This window comes from Flavobacterium palustre (genome assembly GCF_014639535.1).
Classification (GTDB): domain Bacteria; phylum Bacteroidota; class Bacteroidia; order Flavobacteriales; family Flavobacteriaceae; genus Flavobacterium; species Flavobacterium palustre.
In genome coordinates this window covers 1,182,661-1,207,184 of the sequence record NZ_BMGA01000001.1, presented here as the reverse complement: position 1 = coordinate 1,207,184, position 24,524 = coordinate 1,182,661, and the positions used below count along the sequence as shown (strand labels likewise).

General features: G+C 34.7%; 15 protein-coding genes. 1 reads left to right on the top strand and 14 read right to left on the bottom strand.

Translation table 11 applies throughout. From position 1 onward, the window contains the following. The 7 genes from IEV84_RS04780 to IEV84_RS04750 all read right to left on the bottom strand — a co-directional run. Positions 1-4,108, bottom strand: a 4,108-nt coding sequence (locus tag IEV84_RS04780) for a rhamnogalacturonan lyase family protein (RefSeq protein WP_188492922.1), incomplete at its 3' end; no start/stop codon positions are given. A gap of 288 nt (positions 4,109-4,396) precedes the next feature. Beyond that, positions 4,397-5,857 carry a sialate O-acetylesterase gene (locus IEV84_RS04775; protein WP_188492920.1) on the bottom strand — a complete coding sequence of 487 codons (1,461 nt, stop codon included), beginning with the start codon at positions 5,855-5,857 and terminating at the stop codon, positions 4,397-4,399. Positions 5,858-5,934: 77 nt separating this feature from the next. After that, positions 5,935-6,237 (bottom strand): hypothetical protein, encoded by a 303-nt coding sequence (locus IEV84_RS04770; RefSeq protein WP_188492918.1) that lies wholly within the window; start codon positions 6,235-6,237, stop codon positions 5,935-5,937. Positions 6,238-6,429: 192 nt separating this feature from the next. Then, the gene (locus IEV84_RS04765; protein ID WP_188492916.1) at positions 6,430-9,321 is read right to left on the bottom strand and encodes a glycosyl hydrolase 115 family protein; all 2,892 of its coding nucleotides are present in this window, start codon (positions 9,319-9,321) and stop codon (positions 6,430-6,432) included. A 2-nt stretch (positions 9,322-9,323) separates the two neighbouring features. Continuing rightward, the gene (locus IEV84_RS04760; protein ID WP_188492914.1) at positions 9,324-11,816 is read right to left on the bottom strand and encodes a glycoside hydrolase family 2 TIM barrel-domain containing protein; all 2,493 of its coding nucleotides are present in this window, start codon (positions 11,814-11,816) and stop codon (positions 9,324-9,326) included. A gap of 288 nt (positions 11,817-12,104) precedes the next feature. After that, positions 12,105-13,313 (bottom strand): mannonate dehydratase, encoded by a 1,209-nt coding sequence (gene uxuA, locus IEV84_RS04755; RefSeq protein ID WP_188492912.1) that lies wholly within the window; start codon positions 13,311-13,313, stop codon positions 12,105-12,107. 12 nt (positions 13,314-13,325) lie between these two features. Further along, positions 13,326-14,141 carry an SDR family oxidoreductase gene (locus tag IEV84_RS04750; protein WP_188492910.1) on the bottom strand — a complete coding sequence of 272 codons (816 nt, stop codon included), beginning with the start codon at positions 14,139-14,141 and terminating at the stop codon, positions 13,326-13,328. A 114-nt stretch (positions 14,142-14,255) separates the two neighbouring features. Here IEV84_RS04750 and IEV84_RS04745 point away from each other — a divergent pair, with 114 nt between their 5' ends. Continuing rightward, the gene (locus tag IEV84_RS04745; protein ID WP_188492908.1) at positions 14,256-15,125 is read left to right on the top strand and encodes an AraC family transcriptional regulator; all 870 of its coding nucleotides are present in this window, start codon (positions 14,256-14,258) and stop codon (positions 15,123-15,125) included. 105 nt (positions 15,126-15,230) lie between these two features. On the opposite strand, the gene IEV84_RS04740 is transcribed toward IEV84_RS04745, so the two are convergent. From IEV84_RS04740 to IEV84_RS04710, 7 genes are all read right to left on the bottom strand, one after another. Further along, positions 15,231-16,538 (bottom strand): rhamnogalacturonan acetylesterase, encoded by a 1,308-nt coding sequence (locus IEV84_RS04740; protein ID WP_188492906.1) that lies wholly within the window; start codon positions 16,536-16,538, stop codon positions 15,231-15,233. Positions 16,539-16,767: 229 nt separating this feature from the next. Further along, a complete protein-coding gene (locus IEV84_RS04735; protein ID WP_188492904.1) occupies positions 16,768-18,213 on the bottom strand; it encodes a sialate O-acetylesterase in 1,446 nt (481 codons plus the stop codon). Between the two features lie 232 nt (positions 18,214-18,445). Then, on the bottom strand, positions 18,446-21,430 hold the full coding sequence (locus tag IEV84_RS04730) for a glycoside hydrolase family 2 protein (protein ID WP_188492902.1): 2,985 nt from the start codon (positions 21,428-21,430) through the stop codon (positions 18,446-18,448). A gap of 279 nt (positions 21,431-21,709) precedes the next feature. Then, a complete protein-coding gene (locus tag IEV84_RS04725) occupies positions 21,710-22,009 on the bottom strand; it encodes a helix-turn-helix domain-containing protein (RefSeq protein ID WP_188492900.1) in 300 nt (99 codons plus the stop codon). A gap of 66 nt (positions 22,010-22,075) precedes the next feature. After that, positions 22,076-22,423 (bottom strand): HepT-like ribonuclease domain-containing protein, encoded by a 348-nt coding sequence (locus IEV84_RS04720; protein ID WP_188492898.1) that lies wholly within the window; start codon positions 22,421-22,423, stop codon positions 22,076-22,078. After that, positions 22,416-22,715, bottom strand: a complete 300-nt coding sequence (locus tag IEV84_RS04715; RefSeq protein WP_188492896.1) for a nucleotidyltransferase family protein — start codon at positions 22,713-22,715, stop codon at positions 22,416-22,418. The genes IEV84_RS04720 and IEV84_RS04715 overlap by 8 nt, the downstream gene beginning before the upstream one ends. Positions 22,716-22,906: 191 nt before the next feature. After that, positions 22,907-24,436, bottom strand: a complete 1,530-nt coding sequence (locus tag IEV84_RS04710) for an LA2681 family HEPN domain-containing protein (protein ID WP_188492894.1) — start codon at positions 24,434-24,436, stop codon at positions 22,907-22,909. Positions 24,437-24,524 lie beyond the last annotated feature (88 nt).

The window sequence follows — 24,524 nt, the reverse complement described above, 5'->3', positions numbered from 1 at the left end:
CTTGAGCTATTGCATTCAAAGAAAGAGATGTTGGTCCATAACCATGATATAGTGTATTAACCAAGTCAATACTTGGGTTCATTGCATATACATCAGGGATATTTAATGCTAAAGGAGCATTGACCGTAACGGTAGTGGTGTTGATGGTTTGGTTATTATGAATATCAGTTGCGATCCATGTTATAGTAGAAACACCAACATTGAAGTTTCCACTGGCATCATTATTATTACCACTTCTGGAAGTTGCACCGGTTATAACATAACTTATAGAATCAATACCACAATTATCTGTTGCAGTTAATGTAGGAATCGAATAAAAATCATTATCCTCATAACATACTGTAATAGTTGGTATTTCAGAAACCAAAGGTTTTTGAGTATCCTGAACGATTACTTTTTGAGTTGTTGTACTACTGTTTCCTACGCCATCTTTTACTGTCCAGCTTACTATTGTAGTTCCTACCGGGAATGTATTTGGGGCATCATTAACAGGAGTTGCTACATTGTTAACATCACTGGTTTCAGGATTGCCTAAAACAACATTTGTTGCTTCACAACTTCCATTGTCAGAGCCAACCGTAATATCGGCCGGAGCAATGATAGTTGGACTGGTGAAATCAAAAGTATAGATTTCGCCAGAAGTAAATCCGCTTTGCAGATTGTTATTAGATTCGTCAAGAATAGAAGTTGCACTATCGTTTACATCCAGACGTAATGTTCCGTCTCCGCTAATATCGCTCACAGTTACTTTATAAGAAGTCGGACTCTCCGAAACAACAGAACTTATTGTTCCTGCTGTATTCCCTGTTGCAGTAAGCGTAAAAACATTACTATCTACTCCTGTTACATTTTTAGAAAATGCTACATCATAAGTAACAGTGGTTGCATTTGTGATTGCGTTAGCTGTTGTTGGTCTGTTTACAGCCAAGACTACAGGAGGCGTATTATCTATAACTCTAATGTCCGGTTTAGGAGAACCATTTGGCAAATAATAACTTAAATTGGCCGGCTGATTGTAGCCTATATTTTGGGTAGCTACCTGCATTCTGTAAGCTGGATCATGCATTAAAGTATATACTTTATGATCTGTAGGAATCCAAGATGAAAAAAGAACAAAGGCACTATTATCAGATTTTACAAAAACTAATTCTTCTCTCCAGTCTCCTAAAATATCAGCTACTAAATTAGCGTCCTGTTTAGTGGAGTGAATTGTACTTGCACCATAATACCAAGCTGTTAAAAGTCTGCCTCCATTATTAACATCATCAATTCCTGTATTGTTTCTTAATTCGCGTTGAATATCACCATCAAAATAAACCGGCTGGTAATAAGAATTATAATTATAAGTTAAAGGATTTCCTTTTACATCAAATACGGAACTTTGATCGTCTTTGCCATTATCAATATAATCACCCACGACAGATATTTCAAAACCCGGATTATCGGCTGTAATGTCTGCTGCCCATGCTCTACCTACATCTGCAGGACTTAAAATTTCCCAAATAATTTCTCCAGTTGCCGCATCACGAAATGATACTCCGTAAGTAGCATTTTCATGAGGTTGAAAATATTCCATACCGGGTCTGCTCGGGTCTAAATCGCCTAGAGCATGTGCATCACCATGACCTCTTCCGGTAGCATACAAACCTTTACCATCATTATCAATTGCGCAAGCACCATACATCAATTCATCCGATCCGTCACCATCAACATCTGCAACAGTAACACCATGATTTCCTTCTCCTCTATATAAAGTTCTCTCAGGTTCAGCTAATTTATCACTATCGAACTCCCATTCTTGTTTTAAATTATTGCCATCCCAAGTATAGGCTCCCATAGCAATTCTGGAATATATTCCGCGACAGAACACCACTAACGGACCTTTATCTTTATCGTATAAAACTGCTGACTTTATAGATTGTGCTCTTTTACCGTAATTATCTTCCCAAGTCGCTTCGTGGTCTTCTCTTGGTCCTATAGGAATAGGATAATTGACTGTTGCCATTTCGGCTCCTGTTTGACCATTAAAAACAGTCACATATGAAGGATCTTCCATTAAATGTCCTGAAATTCTAGGTATAATCATAGCATCATCATCAGTTGCTGCTGGACCTGTACTTAAGTAATTACCTAAACCATCTTTTGTTCCCGGTGCGGTAACACAAGTTACTTCAGATTTTCCATCGCCATCTAAATCATAAACCATAAAAGCAATACCATTATAAGTAGTATTAGAGCCACAACTTATTCTCCATAAACTATTCCCTTTTAAATCAATAGCTTCTAAATAAGCATTCTCAGGATTTCCAGTAGGTTCCCATTCAAAAATCAACTCATACTGACCATCGCCATCTAAATCTCCAACAGACATATCTCCAGCAAAATAATCCGGGCCCGGAGCTGCGGGTATAGGAATTTCTAATCTTGCTAAATTTGGTCTTCCGGGGTCAATAGAAGGTGCATAAGGCCATACCGTAACTTCGGGAGAAGTTTGATTTCCTGATGACGAAATTGCCTCTACTTTATACACATCAGAAGCTAATCCTGCATTATCAACATAATTGGTTGAAGTTGATATTGGTGTGGAATTAAGTTTATTTCCATTTTTGTATAAGTTAAAACTAACATCCGGATTATCGGTACCCAACATTCTCCAGGAAAGAAAAACGCCATTCTTAATTCCCAAAGCCACTAAACCTCTATCCAGAAATTCCATTGGTCGTGGCATTGAACCTCCCGGATAATCATTTACAGCAATAGTTATTTTAGCAGTAGAACTGCCTGCTATATTAGTGGCAGTAATTGTATATTCATTTTCAGCCGAAACACTTCTTGGAGTTCCGCTAATAATTCCTGTTTTAGTATTCAAACTTATACCTGCTGGTAAATTTGGACTAACGCTGTAGGAAGCAACTGCTCCTCCGCTTACTGTCGGATTCAATGCTTTAAATATACCTTTTGTAAAAGTATTAGGCGTAGTGTAACTTAACCCATTTGGAATTGGAATATGAGATATAATAATATTTACATTTACTACATTACTATCAGATGTTTCATCATTGGCTTTGTAAGAAAAAACATCTGTTACTGTATTCGAACCATTATGAGTATAACTAAAAGTTCCATTCGAATTTAAAATTAATGTTCCATTGACTGGGCTACTAACTAAAACAGCATTTAAAATTTCTTTCTCTACATCAGTATCATTAGCTAACACAGATGTTTTTCCTCCGTCTAAAACAGTTGCTGTTCCATTAAGTGCTACTATAAACGAATCAGCAACCGCTACAGGAGCATTGTTTACAAATTGACCTGCAATAACTGTTGTTTTATTAGACTCAAAATCATACTTACTTGAAATAGGTTTTCCTGCTGCTAATGCCGTCCCCGATGCTTTTATCTTATTGGCATCAACAAACGCCTGAACCGCTATAGTTTGATCGCCCGGAATTACTATACTCCCTGCATCAATAGTAATAGAACCGGTACTATTGATAGATAATGATGAAAAAGAAGTATAATTGACATTTAATATTCCTGAATTTACATTTATAGTACCTGAGCTGCTACTACTATATCCCAAACTTAAACTTCCTGCTGTACCTAAAGTCAAGGTACCTCCGTTGATATTAATTGTCCCTGCAGAAGCAAGGCCTAATCTCCATACATTATTTCCAATTAAGTTAGCACCTGCATTAACATTTATAATTCCAGGAGCAGCTGAGCCATTTCCCACATACAATTTTGCACTATTAACTGTAGCATCATTAATATTTAATGTACCATTAACAGAAGTCGTAGCAGCACTCGGAGTTGTGATGTTTTTGCTTGCATTAAAAGTCACTCCTTTTCCTAAAGTAATCTGCCTGCAATTAATAGCAGCTGAATTAGTTACCTGATTGCCATTATTAGCTGTAGCAGTAATAGTAAACACATCAGAAGTAGTAAAAGCTGATGGTACAGGATTCCAATTCTGAAAAGTTGAAAAATCAGAAGAAGTTGCACCCACCCAAGAATAATTCTGAGCTATCGCATCATTAAAAGTCCCTAAAAAGAAGACGATAACAAACCCCCATAGAAGCTTGTTTTTGAGTAATTTTCTATTCATAAATAATTTTGGTTGGTTAATAATGAAACAAACTTAGATATTACAAGGGCTTATCAACATATCAATAATTGCCAATAGTTATCAAAACCTGCCAAAATTATTTTTCATGCCTGTTTTTTAATGTAATCAATTTAAAATCATCAATTGTCCAAATTAAATTGAATTCAAATATCCATTCTAACTAAAAAAGGATTTCAATAATTAAGTTCAATCCTTTTAAAAACAAAAAACACTTGCAAAATCTTTTCACAAGTGTTTTTGTTTTCTACTCAATTTTCTAAATTTTAACTACATATCTTTCATAGCGACTACTTTATATTTTTTATCTTTTATTAACTGTAAAATCTCTTTTAAATTTTCAATCGTAGTCGAATAATCAGGATGAATTAAATCAGGGACACCATGAAAAGTCAAAACAATCGTTTCTCCGGGCAATAAGTCCGTCAATGCTTTTTTGACACGTTCGTAATATTTATCAGAAGATATTACGGTATAACTTGGAATCGCTAATACGGGATCAGTAACTGAATTGTATAATTTACTTCCGCCTGTTCTGGCGTATTTATAACCTCTTTTTTTTAAAATTCCTTGCGAAATAGAATCATACCGATTTCCGGGATAAGCGAAAGAAATAGGCTTTGGAATATTAAATTCGGCACACTTTTCTTCGACATAAGCAACTTCTTTATCAATATCTTCCGGACTTAATTTGGTTACATTTTTATGATGTCCGGTATGATTTCCTATTTCAAAACCTTTTTTATGAAGCTCCTGTATTTGACCCCAGGTCATGTATTCGTTTTTTTGATTGGGATTTTTAAGCGGAAATTCGCAAACAAAAAAAGTAGCATCAAAACCATACTTTTTTAATAAAGGAGCTACATTATTGTAATGCGAAATTTCAGCATCATCAAAAGTTAACACTACAGTAGGTTGATTTGATTTTGCAGAAGATACTTTTTTCGGTTTATCTGTTTTAGACTTATTTTCTCCTGTAATTTTTGCCTGCAACTTTTTCATTGCTTCAGCATATCGTTTTCCCAATTCTCTGGCAGATGGACTATCAAAATGAAGCTGATCTCCTTTATCGACCAAACCCTCCGAAGAAACTACTGCCGTATTCTCTACTTCGTCCGGAAGCGTATTCACTATTTTATTAATATAATCTGCTTTATTAAAACATCCAATTTCCCCAGCTACAAAAGGCAAATCTGGCATATTCAAATCTCTTCTTAAATTAGCTACTAAAGTTTTTAGTTTCGACAAATAAACCGCTGATTTTTTAGAATCATTATCCGATTCTCCCTGATGCCATAAAATCCCTTTCAAGACTCCGCTTTGCATAGCAATCTTAGCTCTTGCAATAGCTTCATCATAAGGAAAATTTTCAAAATACTTCGCTCCCGGTGACCATACTTTTATTGGAGAACCTCCCCAAGCACAAGGTATCAGACCAATTTGGGTATTTTTCTTTCCTTCAAGCATGCTTTTAGCAAAACTGATAGCGGGTCCAACACCTGCTGAAGCCCTGTCAAAATGAACCGGATCTTTGGCTGTTACCCAATTATTATTTTTATCAAGCATCAAAATGGCTTCTGATGTTTCCTGACTTTGTGCATCAACAGCTCCCCTACCCGCCATATTCGACTGACCTATGAGTAAATACAAATCCAATTCCTTCACTGTTTTTTGTGCATAAGCATTAAATCCGATACTTAAAAACAGACAACTTATTAACTTAAAAACCATCTTCACATTTATATTCATTATCATAATAATATAAAATTCCCGCTAGTCAATAACGGGAATTAAACTATCAAATCATTTTATTTATTAGCTTTCAACTCTTTTTGACGGGCTAATTGCTCAGGAGTTAAAATTGCATTAATTTGTTTTACAATCTCTCTGATTTTTGCTCTGTTATCATCCTTCGTATCTGGATTAGCCTTGATATCATCATATATTTTTTTTTGTTCTTCAAATAAAGGCAACATTAATTTTTGTTGCTCGGCGGTTAAAGACAATTCCGTTGTCATTTTCTCTACTTTTTTTGTTGACCAAGCTGATACTTCCTGAGCAAACCCGTTCAATCCTAAAGCCAATATGGCTACAATAAATAATTTTTTCATTTTTTGGTTAATTTATGTTATTCAAAATTATATTGATGTCAAAATTAATTTTACTATAAAATCTTGTATTATCACTTACTGCCAATGCTTATCAAAATAAGACATCGATAAAAAAAACGAAAGAGCCTCCTTATGGAAAGCTCCTTCGTTTTATTTTATACCTAATTATTTATTTTCACCGCGGGTTTATATCTATTCATTTCCTATTCTGGTTTCTGTTCCTAAATGATAAGGCAAAGATCCTTTATTTGTATTTAAAACAAAATAATCCAACAACACTCCGGGATCTAGCATATAGATTTTTAATTTTTGCTTGCCTCGGTTTTTAACGGCAACTTTTATTTTGTTTATTGCTTTATTCGTAAACACATTTTCTTTCCAAGTTTTACTTCTCCCTTCAGTTTTAAAATCCAAAATTTTAACGGGCTCATCATTCCACTGTACACCAATTCTAACCTTTCCATCTACATCCAGAGGATGTGTGGGAATTGCTACCAAATTTAATTCGGCTTCGTTAGTAACTGTCTCAGTAAATAATTCATATTCTAATACAGCCGTCTTTTCATAGTCTGTATTAGGTAAACTATTTAAAGGCAAAGCTTGCATCGTTGCTTTCGAATGTCCCAATCCTTTTAAAGTTTCCCATTTTAAATCCCCATTGGCTTTAATATTTACATAACTATTAGCATAAAATACCGCCATACCGTTTTTTTCTACTATTGCATTTTTAGGAACATTAGTATAACTATCGGAAACATTTACTAAAATCTTTTTCTCAAAACCGTCGCTCTGAATTACTAAATAATCCGAAGTAGGTTTTCCTTCTTTTTCCCATTTGCTCCAATCAACTGAAAGTGATATTCTTTCTTCCAACAGCACAGAATCATCAGGAAAAAAATGACCTGACGTGGAGCTTACTTGAATCCAATTGGGCAATGTCTTAAACTTCCACTTCAACGAGGCATTTTGAGTTTCCGGAAAGTAAACATCTATAAAATGTGATTCTGAATCATTAACATAAAACGTTGGTAATTTATCAATTCCATTAACTTTTAAAGTATCTTCCACCGAAATTCCAAGTGTCTCTTTAGAAGAAACCACAGTTAAATTGATTTCAGGATTGTCAAATACAGGAAGTTTTCGAGGCTTCATATTCATAAAACCTTTCCATTTTCCATTAGATAACTGATTATAATTTTCTGTCAGACTTACGATATTATTATAGGCCTCATTAGCCATTTCTTTATATTTAAAAGCACTTTTTCTCCCTTGAGCTGCATAAACCAACGCTTTGTCTCTGTAAAGAAACTTTTTATTCATATTTGCCGAAGCCTTAACCGGATAACTTATCAATTGGGTATAAGCACTTTTTAAATTTTCCGGCAATTGTGTTTCTATGGCTTCTACTTGTTTTACCATACTTTCATACGCATCAAGTCGTTTCTTAATCTCATCTCCCTGTCCCAAAGCATTATAGGCTGTATTAAAAATTCCCGTTGTAGGTTCGGTCTGACTCCAACCCATGAATTCAGGTTTACGCTCAAATGCTAATTGGTAATAATCTGTCTGAATATTGGCAATGCTTTCTGCGTATTGGTTACCAAAAATTTCCCCATAAAATTGCTGTTGGTGAGCTATTATCGATTCTGATTGCTGAAATAGAGTGGCATCATAAGCCATATCTAAAAATAATTGTGTATTATATTCGGCCGGTTTAATATCACCTACATTCAAAATCCAAATTCTATTATTTTTTAAATTGTACGCTTTCATCATTTCTTCTCTAAGTAAAAAAGGATTGGTCGTATCCAGCCATAAATAATCATGCGGTCTTCCCCAATAAGAAACATGATAATACACTCCTGAACCTCCGAAACGTTTTTGCTCTTCGGCATTGCTCAAAGATCTGATGTATCCGTAATTATCATCAGTCCAAACCAACGTAATATCTTCCGGCACTACCAATCCGTTTTTGTACAAATCCAATACTTCTTTGTAAACGGTAAATACCTGCGGAATTTTCGTCACATCAGGATTTATATTAGTTTGCAGCAAATTTCTTTGGTCTTTAATGACTTTGTTTAACAATTCAACTGCTTCGTCGTTGTTCTTTACGCCTTCCATTCCGCTATCATGCACGCCACGCATCCCAATAGTATAAATTCCGTCTATTTTTTTGGCTTCTTTTACACGATTTTCCCAATATTTGAAAACCTTATCACTATTTGTTTTGTAATTGAATCTGCCGAATTCTTTCTCATTCCATTCGTCAACGTTATTGCGCAACATCGGTTCAGCATGCGAAGTGCCTAAAACAATATTGTACAAAGTTGCCATCTTGGCATTGCCTGGATAATGAAAAAAAGCTTTGGTACTTTCATGCATCGCCGGCCAAATGGTATTGGCTTTTAAGCGCAATAACAATTCGAAAATTTTAGCATAGGTTTTAGGACCAATATCCTTTGTTTCCGGTTCAAATGTTTTAGCCGCCCAAGGCTGTAATCCCCAATCTTCGTCGTTTAAAAAGATTCCTCGATACTTAACCGAAGGTTCTTTAGACTGGAAATCATTTTGCTTCAGTACCAACTCATTTTGCTCTTTAACAGCTACATCGGCCCACCAATACCAGGGAGACACCCCAATTTTTTTGGATAATTCAAAAACCCCATAAGCTGTTCCTCGCGGATTTGTACCAGCAATAACAAAGGCTTTATTAATCTTTTTGTTAGGATTAAGAATCGTTTTATAAAGGTAACTTTCCCATTGATTTGAAAAATTTCCTTTTATCAACTTTTTATCAATAAATGGATTCATCAGCTTAGAAATGATACTTCCTATAACAATAACATTCCCTTCAGCATTCTTACTATTGGTAATCACTTTAGGTTTATAATGGGTTACTTTGTAAATATCCTCTGCTAATAAATGGGCAGTAATAGAATCAAGTGGAGAGCCATCTTTATCATATAAAATTACAGCTTGATGTTTCTTGGAATATATTTCAAAAGTTGGAAGTGATTCCGTTTTTGAAAAAACAGTTTGACTAAAAAATAACAAACCTAAAATTGAAACTAAATATTTCATAATCATTTTGAATTTATTGTGATTGAAGCCGATTGCATTCCGTCTGACAAAACGGTTAATTCTGTTTTACCAGACACTTTTCCAGCTCTGACAATCACCATCGCCCTACCTTTGAAAAGAGACGGTTCAAGCGAACCAAAACTGGCCATATCGGTTGGCGCCCCATTTCCTGAACCAATAACTTTTCCCGAACCTTCACAACTGATTTTTATTTTCTGATTTGAATCAAGAACTACATTTCCGTTTTTATCAATCAGTTCAATCAAAACATAGGAAAGATCCTGACCGTCGGCTTTTAGAGTTTTGTAATCAGCTGTTAATTTTATTGCTACAGGATTACCAATTGTTTGCAAAATGGCACTGGCTCCTTCTTTATTTTTATCAACTTCTACAGCCTTAAGAATACCTGCTTTATATGGCACTTTAAAACTGGATTTATATTGGCTATTCGTTTCCTTTTCTGCAATCAATTGATTGTTTAGATACAACCTTACTTTTTCGGCGCGAGAATAAACGTTAACATTCAACTCTTTGTTTTCCATATTTGGAAAAGTCCAGGACAAGGATTCTTCAGGCCAACCCCAAAAACTTACCTTTTTTATCTTACCTTCTGCAACCGGCAATTCTACTGCCATACTAATGTTTTTTTCTCTCCAAAGTATATCCCTGTAATACGATTGTGGTTTCTTTACTCCAATTAAATCAATATCGCCACACCAGCCATTGTACCAAGGCCATCCCATAAACTGATGCACATTTTCCTGCGGATCCACTTCAAATGAATTTCCCAAACCTGATTCTCCCAAATAATCCATAGCAGTCCAAACAAAATCGCCAATTACATAAGGCAATTTTTCTACTTTATCCCAATTTTCAGAAGCTTCGGTAGCGACACTTTCGCTGCTGTACATCACTCTTCCAGGATTTTTAACGTGTTCTTCTTCGAAAAAACGCCACATATAATTATAACCCGACACATCTAAGTGCTTCAATGCATTCTCTAACGAAAGCATATTTTTTCGTTCCTTATCCCAATATTTATTGACCCCTGCCGTGATAGGACGTGTGGTATCGTATTTCAGAATTTCATTTTTCAAATACAATGCGGTTTCACTTCCTTTATCCGTAATTCTTTCTGGAATCTCATTTCCAAGACTCCACATAATAACAGAAGGATGATTTCTGTCTCTGATTATAAAATTGCGAATATCTTTGGCACTCCATTCTTTAAAATAAAGGTGATAATCATCTGGGTTTTTCTTTCCGTTCCACTGATCAAATGCCTCATTGATGACCAACATCCCTAATCGGTCGCAGGCATTTAAAAAACTTTCAGACATTGGATTGTGGGAGGTTCTTATCGCATTAAATCCATTCTTTTTCAACAATTCCACTTTGCGTTCTTCTGCTCTGTCAAAAGACGCCGAACCTAAAAGTCCGTTATCATGATGCACGCAGCCTCCTTTTAATAAAGTTTTCACACCGTTAAGTTTAAATCCTTCCGTAACAGAAAAATCCAACGTTCGGATTCCAAATGGCACCTTCAATTCATCCACTTTTGTTTTTCCTTTCCAAAGGGAAATTTGAACATTATATAAATTAGGATTATTGGTTGACCACAAAGAAGGGTTCTTCACATTTATAGTAAAAGGAACTACTTTATTTTCAGTACCATTTATACTGACTTTTTGAGATGCTTTTACAACACTTTTCCCCTTGGGAGAAATCCACTCAGTTACTAGGGTCAAATCTTCATTTTTTCCATTTCCTACTACTACTGTAGCTGACAAATCAATTTCAGCTTGCCCATTTTCAACCTTTTTCGTGGTTATAAAAGTTCCCCAATCATCCAGATAGTTTTTTGCAGTATGTAACATCCAGACGTGACGATAAATTCCGGAACCCGAATACCAACGGGAATTTTTACCTTCGTTAAGAACTTTGACCGCAATTACATTTTCCTGCCCCACGGGATTACAATATTGACTAATATCAAATCGGAAAGAAGAATACCCATAGACATTGTAATAGGCTTTACGGCCATTTACCCAAACCTCAGCCTGATTGTACACGCCTTCAAAATACAATTCGTGTCGCTCTGCTTTGTTTTCAGCTGAAATGGTGAATGTTTTACGGTACCATCCTTCGCCTCCAACGGTTTGTCCTGTGGCAAATCCGCCCACACTTGCCCTGCTGAAAGGACCTACAACCGAGTCTTTCTTTTGATTTGGCAAAGGTTCAATACTCCAGTCATGCGGTAAATCCAAAACTCTCCATGCGCTGTCATCATACAATGGATCTTGTGCATTTTTTACACTTCCTTTATAAAAATGCCAGTCGTTATCAAACAATACTTTTCTTGAATTATCCTCCAACTTTTTTTGAGAATAACTACTACTTGAATACAGTAATAATACAATACTCAAAATAGTAAACACTGTGTATTTTAACTGCACATTCTTCCAAAGCGGATTAGTTGTGATTTTTAATTTCATTTTTAATTAGAAAAAGTTCAATAAATTAGATTTTGATTTTAAAAAAATAAACGAAAGAAGTAGTCCCAAGTCTATATTTTTTTCAAAATTAACTTAAGCCTTAATTTGGGTATTATCATATATTGCCAATGCTTATCAAAATAAGACAGTATATAAAATACATTTATAATCAATGTTTTGCACCTTAAAATTTTGATGCAAAACATGGTTAAGTAGCGTAAATTTTTATTTTTAGTTGATTCAATAAAGACACTTAGAACAACTGCTCTCGTTGTTATTTTTCATTCTTTAATTCTGAATTGAATAACGAATTCCCATTTCAAGTCCTGCCAATTCAGCCAAACCTTTTAATCTTCCAATTAATGGATAACCTGGATTTCCTGCTCTGTTAAAATCGTCTAACATTTTATGTCCGTGATCCGGACGGATAGGTAAATTATAATCGGTTCTTCCTTCAGACTTTCTTCTAATTTGCTCTTTGACAATAGCTTTCATTACTCCCGGTAAATCCACCGTTGGATCTAAATGCTCTGTTTCATAAAAATCGCCATTGTCTAATATTTTAGTACTTCTTAAATGCAGAAAATGCACACGCTCAGCATATTTTTTGAAAATTTCATACAGATTATTGTCTTTTCTCGCTCCTAATGAACCGGTACAAAAAGTAATTCCGTTATGTAAGGACGGACAAACAGTTGACAACCATTCGAAATCATCGGCTGTACTCATAATACGTGGTAATCCTAATAGAGGAAAAGGAGGATCGTCAGGATGTACGGCTAAACTAACCCCGGATTCTTCAGCAACAGGAATGACTTCGTTTAAGAAAAAAGCAAAATTTTCTCTTAATTTATCTTTATCAATTCCATCATATTCAGCCAATAATTTTAAAAATATTTTGATAGGCTCTTTTTCATCTTCCCCCACTGCTCCGTCAATAAAAGACTGGGTAGCAACAATAATATTATAAGCAAGAGCTCTGGCATCTTCTTTGGTTAAAGTCTGATATAGAGCTTCCGCTTTTTTGATTTGGTCTTCGGTATAATCGTTAGAAGCATTAGGTCTTTCTAAAATGAACATATCAAATGCAGCAAACAAATCGGCTCCAAAATACATCGCCACCGTACCGTTTTCAAGGGTATAATTCAAATTGGTCCTTGCCCAATCCAATACCGGCATGAAATTATAGCAGATGGTTGTAACTCCACATTTCCCTAAGTTTTTGACGCTTTCTTTATAATTAGCAATAATCCTTTCGCGGCTGGCTTTTCCTTTTTTAATATCTTCATGAACCGGCAAACTCTCTACCACATCCCATGTCAAACCATAAGATTCGATATTATTTTTGGTCTTTAAAATCTCTTCTACTGACCAAATTTCGCCATTAGGAATATGATGTAAAGCCGTAACAATACCCGTTGCTCCCGTTTGTTTAATTTGTTCCAGACTAATTGGATCCTTTGCTCCAAACCATCTTAATGTCTTTTTTAATTCCATTTTATTATTTTTTTAAACTCCGCTAAAAGAACTAAAACCTCCATCAATAGGGATAATAGTTCCTGTTATAAAACTTGCTGCATCCGAACATAAAAACTGAACAATTCCGTTCAATTCATTAATATCACCAAAACGTTTCATTGGCGTTCTTGCCAATACTTTTTTACTTCTTTCGGTATAAGAACCATCTTCATTAATCAAGACTTTTCTGTTTTGATCTCCAACAAAAAATCCCGGAGAAATTGCATTTACTCTTACTTTTTCTCCAAATTTAGTTCCCAATTCCATTGCCAGCCATTTTGTAAAAATATCAATTCCGCTTTTAGCTACCGAATAACCAGGAACTCTTGTTATAGCTGACAAAGTTGCCATCGAAGATACATTAATTATACTCCCGCTCCCCTGATTTGCCATAACTTCACCGAAAACAATACAAGGATACACACTTCCGTTCAAATTCAAATCGGTTACTTTTTCAAAGTCACTAATTTTCATATCAAAAACAGTTTGTTCCTCAGTTAATGTTGCACCGGGCATATTTCCTCCCGCTGCATTAATCAGGATATCAATTGTTCCCCAGTTAGCCACTATTTTTGCTCTGGTTTCTTTCATTTCTTCAACATCCAAAACATTCGAAACAAAACCAATAGCTTCTCCTCCTAATTCTTTTAATTCGGCTACACGATCATTTACATTTTCTTCTCTGATATCCAGTACAACAACTTTACATCCTGCACTAATTAAGTGTTTTGCAATACTTCCTCCAAGTACTCCGCCACCGCCTGTAACAATTGCCACTTTTCCTTTAATACTAAATGTATCATTCATATCTTATTTATTTTTAGATTAATAGAGATACAAATTTAAAGAGAAGCAAAGCCAATTTTATTTCCTAAATTTGCATACAATGATGCTATTTTTGCAAATTAAAGAATGTCGCCTATGAAAACTATTATGAACGAACGGCTTCCTATTTCAGAGTCTTCTCCTTTAAAAGCACGTTTTTTTGATTATGCCCATTTTTCTTATCCCTTACATTTTCATTCCGAATACGAGATAATTTACATACAGCAAGGTACAGGAACCCGGTTTCTGGGTAACAACATTGCTCAATTTGATGCCGGCGATATATTACTTATTGGCTCTAATTTACCTCATTTTATGAAAAGTGATGATGCTTACCATTCCGGAAATACCAATTTAAGAGTGAAGGGTACCATCATTCAATTTGAAAAAGATTTTATGTATTATGCAATCAATCATTATCCGCATTTTATCAAAATCAAAAAATTATTGCAGGATTCTGTCAGAGGGATTTACTTTTCTTCAGCCCAGTCGCCAAAATTGCAGGATTTATTAGCAAAACTGCCTTTGGAAAACGGTTTGAACCAACTGCTGCTTTTTTTGGAATTGCTGAAAGAAATGTCGGAAACCGACAACAGGCAAATTATTTCCACTTCGGATTTTATCAATGAAACCATTTACGATACGGCAAGAATTGATAAAATAATATCTTATTTGAATAAAAACTACACCCGTCATATCAGTCTTGAAGAAATCGCCTCTTTTGCAGCGATGAATGCAGCTGCTTTTTGTCGCTATTTTAAAAGCAAAACAGGCAAGTCTTTTAAAAACTATATATTGGATATGCGAATTGGTTATGCCTGCAAACTATTGATTATGGAAGACATCAGCATTTCCGATATTAGTAGTCAGTGTGGCTTTGAGTCCATTTCTCATTTCAATAAAACATTCAAAAAAAGCCTGGGATATGTTCCGTCTCAATACCGAAAAACGATGTTAAAGAGTTGATTATCTCAGATACTTTAACCTTAAATAAAACAATTCTAAAAACAAAAAGAGCCCTCCCAAGGAAAGCTCTTTCTTTTAATATTGGAAAAAAATTATATCCCAATTTTAATTCCCATCCGGCTTAGTTGTTTCAATTCTTACACTAGCCGGCACAGTCCATTCACTTGGCTGAGATGGTTTCTTAGGATCGTAATTTGCTACCGTAATTTTTATATTTTTAGCAATATCAAAATTCAAATCCCTGATTCCCTGCACCACACATTTCGCTACTTCATTAGCACCAAAACTACAAAAATGGGTATTATCAGCTAAGGCTTTTTCCTGATTCGGAAACGTATTGGCTGGATAAAATACGAAAGCTTTTTTCGAAAGTTCGTCACCCCAACTTTCATACATGGCTGTTGTCATATTAGTAACATCTATCAAAGGTACTTTCATTTCGGCAGCGACTTTACGCATTGCATCAGGAAATTCACCATGAGTAGGTTCTAAAGTTCCGTCAGCATTAAAGCGGCGTCTTTGCGTAGGGGTTATCAATACCGGAATCCCTCCTTTTTCTCTTGTTCTGCTTACAAATTCTTTTAACAAAGCAGTATATTGTCCCCAAGCACCTTTTCCTTCGCCTTTGGCTTTTTCGTCATTATGACCAAATTCAATAAAAAGATAATCGCCCGGTTGCATTAAATGTAAAATTTTATCCAAACGTTTTCCGGATTTAAAAGAACTCAAAGCCAAACCGGAACAGGCATAATTAGCAACTGACACATCAGTAGTTAAATAATTTGGAAAAAACTGCCCCCATGATCCCCAAGGCTCCGAACCCTGATCGGTAACAGTTGAATCTCCTGCTATAAAAAGTGTTTTAATTTTTGAAACCGGAGTAATTTTAATACTTTGAACATTAGGTGTTCCTAAAAACTCCAGAGTCAATTTATTATCCCAGTTCAAACCGCTGATTTCGGTAGGTTTTAAACCTATTTTTTTGTTTCCATCAAATTCTCCCGTTCTCACATTTACAATAAAACGCTCTGTTTTTGATTCTTTTTCGACTGTTTTTATTTCACGCAGCATCAATCGTCTGGATTCTGCATTTACTGTAGTTACTGCCTTGGAATCACCTCCTAAAACAACTTCAACACTGTAATTTCCTTCAGGCAATTTTACCGAAAAATAAAATGGACTCTGAGCCGAAATAGATTTCTTATCAAATGTTAGATTTTTATCTGATTGAAAATCGAATCCATAACCTAAAGCATCGCTGTATTCAACTGCTTTATTGATTGCTGTTCCTGAATTGCTTTTAACTTTCTCTCCGAAATTAAATTCTAATGCTGTTTGCTTTTTTTGAGCATTGGCATTGAAAAATAAGCTGATAGCCAGCAATGATAAAAAACTTTTTTTTAAATGTTTCATGGTAAAATTTATAATTATATTTTTTGATTAACCCGTTGGGTGAAATTAGTTTTTGATGATAATTTTTCGTCAGTTCGAGTGATCCCGTTTTCAACGGGATTGTATCGAGAACAAGAAAAATTTCATTAAAAACGGTTCTCGATACATTTTTTGTTCCGTTTCACTACACAAAAAACACTCGAACTGACGTTTTTAATAATTTCACCCAACAGTTTTGATTATAGATTCTTTATTTTTTGGTTCTAAAAGGCAAAGCAGGCAAACCTTCGTTATTAAAAAGATTAGGCATCGCAGCTTCATCCCAGGCAAATCGTACTTCGACCGGTTTTTTTATTTTTTTACTTGTAACTATTACCTTGTTATCGACAATCACTGCTTTGGCATTTTCAAAAGAACCATCTCCTGAACCTATTTGAAACCAGGTCAACAAACCGTCATTAGCAGTTGTTTTCAATCCCGAACCAACAGAATCAAACTCCAAAATAGCTTTATCTCCATCAATACGCATCTTTTTAAAAACAGGACCGCTGTACACTACATTTTTCTTGCCATATTGCTTAGCCAATGCCCAAAGTGCCAATCGTTCTCCGACAATCCATTTATAAGAAGGATGAATATCGGCGAGATTATCCACTAAGTCGGTCGTCACTACCATAGCTGTATTGGCAACACGTTCCATGACCTGAGTTTGTGCTTCCCAAAATTCCGGCAAAGTTTCCGAAGTATGTTTTATCGGGTCTTTTTCTCGGTGAGAATAATTATATGGAGCCAACTGCACAAAGTAAAACGGTAGTTTGTTATCCTGCCAGGCTGCTCTCCAACTGTCTATCAATGCTTTTTGTTTATCAGTATAAACAGCTATATCTCCATTAATAAGATTAGTTTCACCCTGATACCAAAGAAAACCGCCTAGTGTATAAGGAGCCATCGGACGAATCATCGCTTCAAAACGCATCCCTATTTGCTGATTATCTAGTTTCCCGTTACTAATTTTATTGGCAAATAATGAATTAGAAGCATAAGCCTGCATTGGAGTCCAATTTTCGATAGGAGTCCCTCCCCAGGCCGAAGTGATAATTCCCACAGGAACATTCAATTCCTTCATTAATCTTTTAGCAAAAAAATAAGCCGCTGCCGATGTTGGAACCAATCCGGTGCTGTCAGCAATATGCCAGCCATCCGAAGGCAGGGTTTTGGATTTCAAATCTTTATTAACATACAATAATCTCAAACGCGGATCCTGTTTAGCGCGAAATGCGTCCTTCAAATAGTTTGGGTTTCCTTTTTGAGGTTTGGCATATTTGGGATGATTGTTCATCGAATACTCCATATTGGACTGACCCGATGCCAGCCAAACTTCTCCTACCAATATATTTTGAAGCGTAATTTTATCTTTAGCTCCCATAATTTCCATAACAGCCGGAGTCGAAGACGCTTCCATAGAATCCAAAGAAAGCGACCATTTGCCTTCGGCATTAGCCTTTGTTTTTTTATTTTGTTTTTTAAAACTTACTGAAATGCTTTCATTAGGCTCGGCGTTACCCCAGATAACAACTTTCTTACCGCGTTGCAATACCATATTGTCACTAATCACTTTCGGCAGTTCAATCGCGTGTAAATTGCAAATACTTCCTAATAACAATAAGCTAAAGATGAATTTAAGTTTGGTTTTCATTTTATATTTATTTGGTTGTTGTTAATTTTATTTTTTTTAATTATGTGATTTATATTTTTTTAACAAATGTTAAATTTTACATTTTTAAACTGAACACGGAGGACTTCAATATCGACATTTAAAAAAGCCTATCTCCATTTAAAAAAAATTTCGATAGACTTTTCAAAAAATTGACTAAACCATTTATAAAAAAATATAAACTTCTCTTTTGTTCGTTTAAAGTGAAAACAAATTAACGAATAGGCTCGTAAAATTCCACTTCAACAATAGGCAATTGTGACGTTTTCGAATTAGATTGTTTTAAACCGGCATCATCCACTTTTCCGGTAATTTCAACCAGATTGATATCTTTACTGTTTTTTGAAGTTCCCATCAATTCTATTTGAACATTCCTTCCTTTAACCGGAGTAACATCAAGGGTTACATAACCCAAACTGGTAGGAGTAACTCCTTCGAAAACTTTTTTCCCATCTACAAAAATTCGAATAGGATATTTTTTACTTCTCCATCCGGCTAATTTTAGTACTACCTGATTAATAGTAGCTTCACGCTCTAAAACATATTCAATTTTCGGGCTTCCATCATCATTTGTCCATTGGCTCAATTCGTTATCGTCGAAACTTTTTGCTGCATCAGCAGGATTAGCATCGGTTTTTGCTTCTGAAATCTTAACACTATTTCTAGTTTTTTTGAATGAAGGCGTACTTGGTGTAGGTCCTTTTTCAACATACGATGGCAGCTTATCCGCTGGCATAGCCAATGATAACTTTTGAAGATCTGTTTTATTCGTTTTGATACTTAATTCAGCCGTTTTCAGTGACTCAGAAGTTGCTTTTACCTTAATTATCCCGGCTAAATCACTAGCTTTTACAAAAATTCTATTCACTCCACATTCTACCGGAAGATTTTTAGAACCAATATAATTATCAGGTCCTTGCGCAATTCCTCCTATGAAAGTCCCCTGTCCCTGAACATCAAAATTAATCATGTTCATCGCAGTAGGACAACGATTCCCTTTGTTATCCACAACTTCAACCTCTACAATTGCCAAATCATTAGCATTGGCTAACATTCCGCCCGGTCTTTGAATTGCATTTAATTTTAGCGCAAAAGGCTTTCCAGCTGTTTTAATTTCGTCCACGCAAACTTCTTTTCCAGATTGATTATAACCAACAGCTTTAATAGCTCCCGACTGATATTGCACGTTTTTAAATGTAAACACAAACTTTTTATCCTGTTTTCCTTTTCCAAGACTTTTTCCATTAACAAATAATTCTACTGCATCGGCAGTTGAAATTACAGTAATATCCTTAGTTACTCCTTTTTCGTAATTCCAATGACCAATAATATGAGCTGCCGGTTTATCAGTATCAACCCAGCCGTCCCAAATTACCTGATGCGTATAGAATCCGTCTTTAGGAATACGCATTGGGTCAACTTCACCACTTCGGCGGTAATTTTCCTGTCCGCGATAATGGGTATTCGAATCGCTAAAAATGATGTTTACTCCTCCTGAACTCACACGGTCTCCTGTTCCCGGACGCGCTTCCCAATAGTCATACCAACGTACCGCATTTTCTATAGCATGCGCATCCTGATTGTGATTGTAAGCACTGGCATCAACTACTTTTGTTCCGTTTACATTTTCATGTGTAGTTCCTCCGGTTCCTTCTTTATGATAAGGCGGTGTAAATTCGTCCCAATATTTACGCAAACCTTCGTCACGGCTGTACTCAGTAGCCCAAAAAGGATGTTTTGCACTCTTATTAATGTATAGCATTTCTCCTCCATATTCAGCTACCTTACTATCAAGCATTTCTCTACTTCCAATCGCTCTTCCTCCAAAAGGATCATATTGATCTCTTATAGCTTTCATTTCCTGCATATGTTCTTCTGAAATACTTTCGTTTCCTGATTCGTAGAACAAAATACTAGGATTATTACGGTTGTAAATTATCGCATCACGCATCAATTCGGTGCGTTGTTCCCATCTGCGTCCTGTAACATCTTTCTCCGAATCTCCAGCCGGCATCGCTTGAATTAAACCCACACGGTCACAGGATTCTACATCCTGTTTCCAAGGCGTAATGTGCATCCATCGTACCAGATTACCATTACTTTTTACCATCAGACTATTCGAATAATCACTCAACCATGCCGGAACCGACATTCCTACCGAAGGCCATTCGTTACTGGTGCGCTGTGCATATCCGTGCATCATTAGCACACGATCGTTCAGGTAAACCATTCCCTTTTCAAACTTTGTTTTACGAAAACCTGTTCGAACAGCTACCGCATCAACCGGTTTATTATCAATAAGTAATTCACTGGTAACAGTATATAAATATCCATAACCCCAGCTCCAGAAATTGAGATTATTTAACGCTTTGGATGCTTTAAGATCTTTCATTTCGTTTGCTCCTATCGAAAAAGAATCCCCTAAAAATGAAGCCACTTCTTTTCCATCCATATCCACTACACTCACTTTTAACTGAGCGTTTACTGCTGATGGAGTCTCATTCTTAACCTGTGATGAAACATTAACAACCGCTTTTTTATTGGCAATATCAAAATCGGAAGCATACACATAAGTTCCGGTTGTTTTTAAAGTAGAATACAACGGCAAGGTTTGGTACACTTTTGATTTGATATGCAAAAAAACATTCTTAGGAATCCCTCCGTAGTTAGCATTAAAATTTTTGTCATTCCATTGAAAAGTAGAACCTGTTGCTTTTTCATGGTAGCGCCAATCATTATCCGTTTTTACGGCAATCACATTTTCCTGAGGATACGGTTTCAAATACGAAGTCACATCCAAACCAAAAGCCATAGCTCCGTTTTCGTGCAAGCCTACCAAAGTACCATTCACATACACTTCGCCCATTTGTCGCACTCCTTCGAACTCAATAAAAACTTTCTTGTCGGCAGCTTCTTTAGGCAATTGAAACGTTTTGCGGTACCAGGCAATTCCGGTGGATAAATGCGAGATATCCACTTTAAACGCTTCGGCCTGATTCCAGGCATAAGGAAGATTAACATTAGTCCATTTGTTATCATCAAAATTGAGCTGCTTAGCTTCTTCTGCCTCGCCCACATTTAACTTCCAACCGTAATTGAAATTATACTTAACTTTTTCCGATTCCTTTATTTGAGCAAAAATGCCGTTTGTCGATAAGGATAACAAACACACTCCTGCTACTAATCCTTTTAAGTTCATATTACTTTTTTATTAATTATTCATTCGAAATTATAACACTTATACTTCGCCATAAGCTTTTACAAATGTAGATTTCCCTCTATATTTTGAATTATCAATAGTTGCCATTTTCTGTCATATCCTGACATTTGACCGTATTTGACAAGAAATGGCACAATCTGACAACTGAAAATGGATATAACCTAAATTAAAAAAAATCTGCCGAATCTGCGTGAGATTATTTTCACGCAGATTCGGCAGATTACTAAAGTAATTATACTTATTAACTAACGCTTCTGTTTACAGAAAAGTCAAACCGATTCTTCTGTTTAAGCCAATTTCAAAAATTCGAATCAGCGTTGAAAGCTGAATATTACCTTTTGCATTCTCAATCTTTGAAATATAACTTTTCTTTGTCCCTGCTTTTTCTGCTAATTGTTCCTGAGTAAGATTAGCTTCTTTTCGGGCTTCTTTTAGCATTTCGCTAATAATAAATAGCTGTGAGTTTTCCTCATACTTATTTCTGGTCTCTGTACCTATTTTTCCGTGCTCCAGATCAATTAGCTCATCAAAAGTTTTGATATTATTGTATTTACTCATAATTATTTTTTTGTAGAAAAATATTCCAAGGTTGTGCAATAAACCGCTGCTTAAAAGTAACTTTTTTTAGTTCTCCTGAATTAATCTGTCCACTTCAAATTTTAATTTTGGAAGATGATTGATAAGGATTGACCAAATGTTCTCGTCAGAAATGTTATCATAAGCATGAATAACTTGATTTCTCAATCCAATGATTGCTTTTGCATTGCTAATTTTTTCAGTAAATGAATTATCGCGAGTTATAATTCTGTTTACCGCTTCACCAATGATCTCAAGATTTCTTTCAACTGCTCTTTTAAGCATCAGGTTATTTCTGTATTTGAAAAAATCTTTTTCTTCTTCTTTGAAAAAGCTGTCAATTTCATCAATACATATTTTAATATCGAAAAGCCATTTAAGAATTCTTTCATCCATAAATAAGCTCTTTAGATTTATTGATTGAATTGATTAAGATTGGGTTTCTTAGAGTTTGCTCCTCAACTAAGTCAACTTCACGTTCAAATAATTCCTCTAATTTTTCTTTAAAATCCATATAATTATCAAAATACTTTGACAACTCGATAGATTTGAATTTTACTAGAAAGTCAATATCGCTTTCCTTATTAAAGTTAGCATTCAAAGCCGAACCAAATAGATACATTTTTTCCACATTGTACATTGTACAAAGTTTTATCAAATCTTCTCTATTTTTATCAACTATTCCCATAAGTACAAATTTAAACAAAAAAATGTTCTTTGACAGGAGTGACTTAATAATTACTGTTAACGTCCTACTAAAGAAATCTTTGGATTAAATTAAGCCTTATTTCGAATTTGACTAAACTTCCCAAATACAAGACTATTTTCAAATTAAGCTAAATACCCAAATCTCTTGTAGCAAGTGTTACCACCAGGCTATTAACGTTTGAATTCATCTCTCAATTCAATAAAATCAATTGGTAAAGCTGGCTGGAATATTATTTTCTTTTTCTCTTCCAGATTAATTCCAAGTGATAGATAAATCACACTTGCTCTAATTAAAGTAACTAATTTCAAAGTTTTTTTCTCAAATTCTTCTCGTGTAATTACATATGTTAATTCATTGTCGGATAAACCTGTTTCTCCAAATTCTACAATTTTAAAAGATTTATGCTCAATAAAATTCCTAATTTGTGCTAACTTTTTTGCTTCAGGTTCAATTGAAAGCGAAAACTCTTCGTTTTTTTCGTAGAGATCTTTACTTAACCAATATAAACCTCTAAAAGCCCAATTTTGGGTTTCTATTATTTTATTATTTATTTTTGTTTTTTTTGTTTTCTTATCTGACAAAGTCCAAATACTTCTAAATGAAACTTCGTGAGGCTTATAATCTAAGTTTAGATAATCGTTAATTAAATATCCAATCTTGTCTAGAATAGAATAACATATTCTAAAAGTAGTTTTGATTTTTTCACTACTGTGAGAGTAAACAGCATAATCCAATGTGTCTAGTTGGATATTGTCTTTATCGGAATAATGTGTTGTTTTATGAGTAAGACCTTCAAATAAGAGATGTCTAGCAAAAACAAACTCTTGCTTAATTTGATTAAATATTGTTTGATAAATTGGTGGTTTGTCAAATTTTAAAGTAATAGTAGGAAGAAATAAACAATCGTGTCCAGCAATATTGTCTATTATAATGTCATTAAGAGGATTTAAAAAAAGCTTTTTTTTCAAACACCAAGTTCTGTATTCTTGTTCTTCTTGAGTATTTCCAATAGAAAAATTTTCTAAATTTTGAATATCTTTTAGTTCTTCTATTTTAACAATTGATTCTAAAAATGTACTTGTATTTTTAAAGGCTATTTTTGCTTCTTCATAAATATCAGAGTCAATAGCTTTATTTAAATATTTATATGCAAATTTTAAAAATAAGAGCTGATGTCCATTATCATACAATATTTTGGAATAGTGGACTAAATTATATCCGATATTTCCAATTGCCATTGAAAAAGATGAGTCAATTTTAATTGCTTGTTGCCAGTAAGATTGAGCTTCTGAAAATCTACCTAAATGGTTAAAAATAATTCCTAAATTGGTTAAAATTTCACATTTTTTGTAATTGTTTACGCTTTTTCCTGAAAATGAAAGTGCTAATCTTAAATGGATCACTTGCTTTTCAGATTCTTCTAAGTTAAAATCCCAAAATTCATCAGATCTAATATTTTCATTTAATTGTTGTAAATATGACCAACCATTTGCAACATTAAAATGAAAAATCATTTTATTCTCATCAGAGAAATTTTCCAAGTTTTGTTTTTCCGAAAGATTTAGACCAAAAATGATATCCTTTTTACTCTTATTTTCTCGTCCGGTTTCGAAAATTATTGCTAATAAATTAGTAACATCATCAGCTTTAAAATCATTAAGGTTTTTGAGGTTTAATATTTCTTTATAGCTTATGCTCACGTTTTTTTTAGCTTGGTGGTAACTTGTATATTATGTCTGACAAACTCAAACTTATTTATCCCTCAAATATATTTAAATATTCTTACAA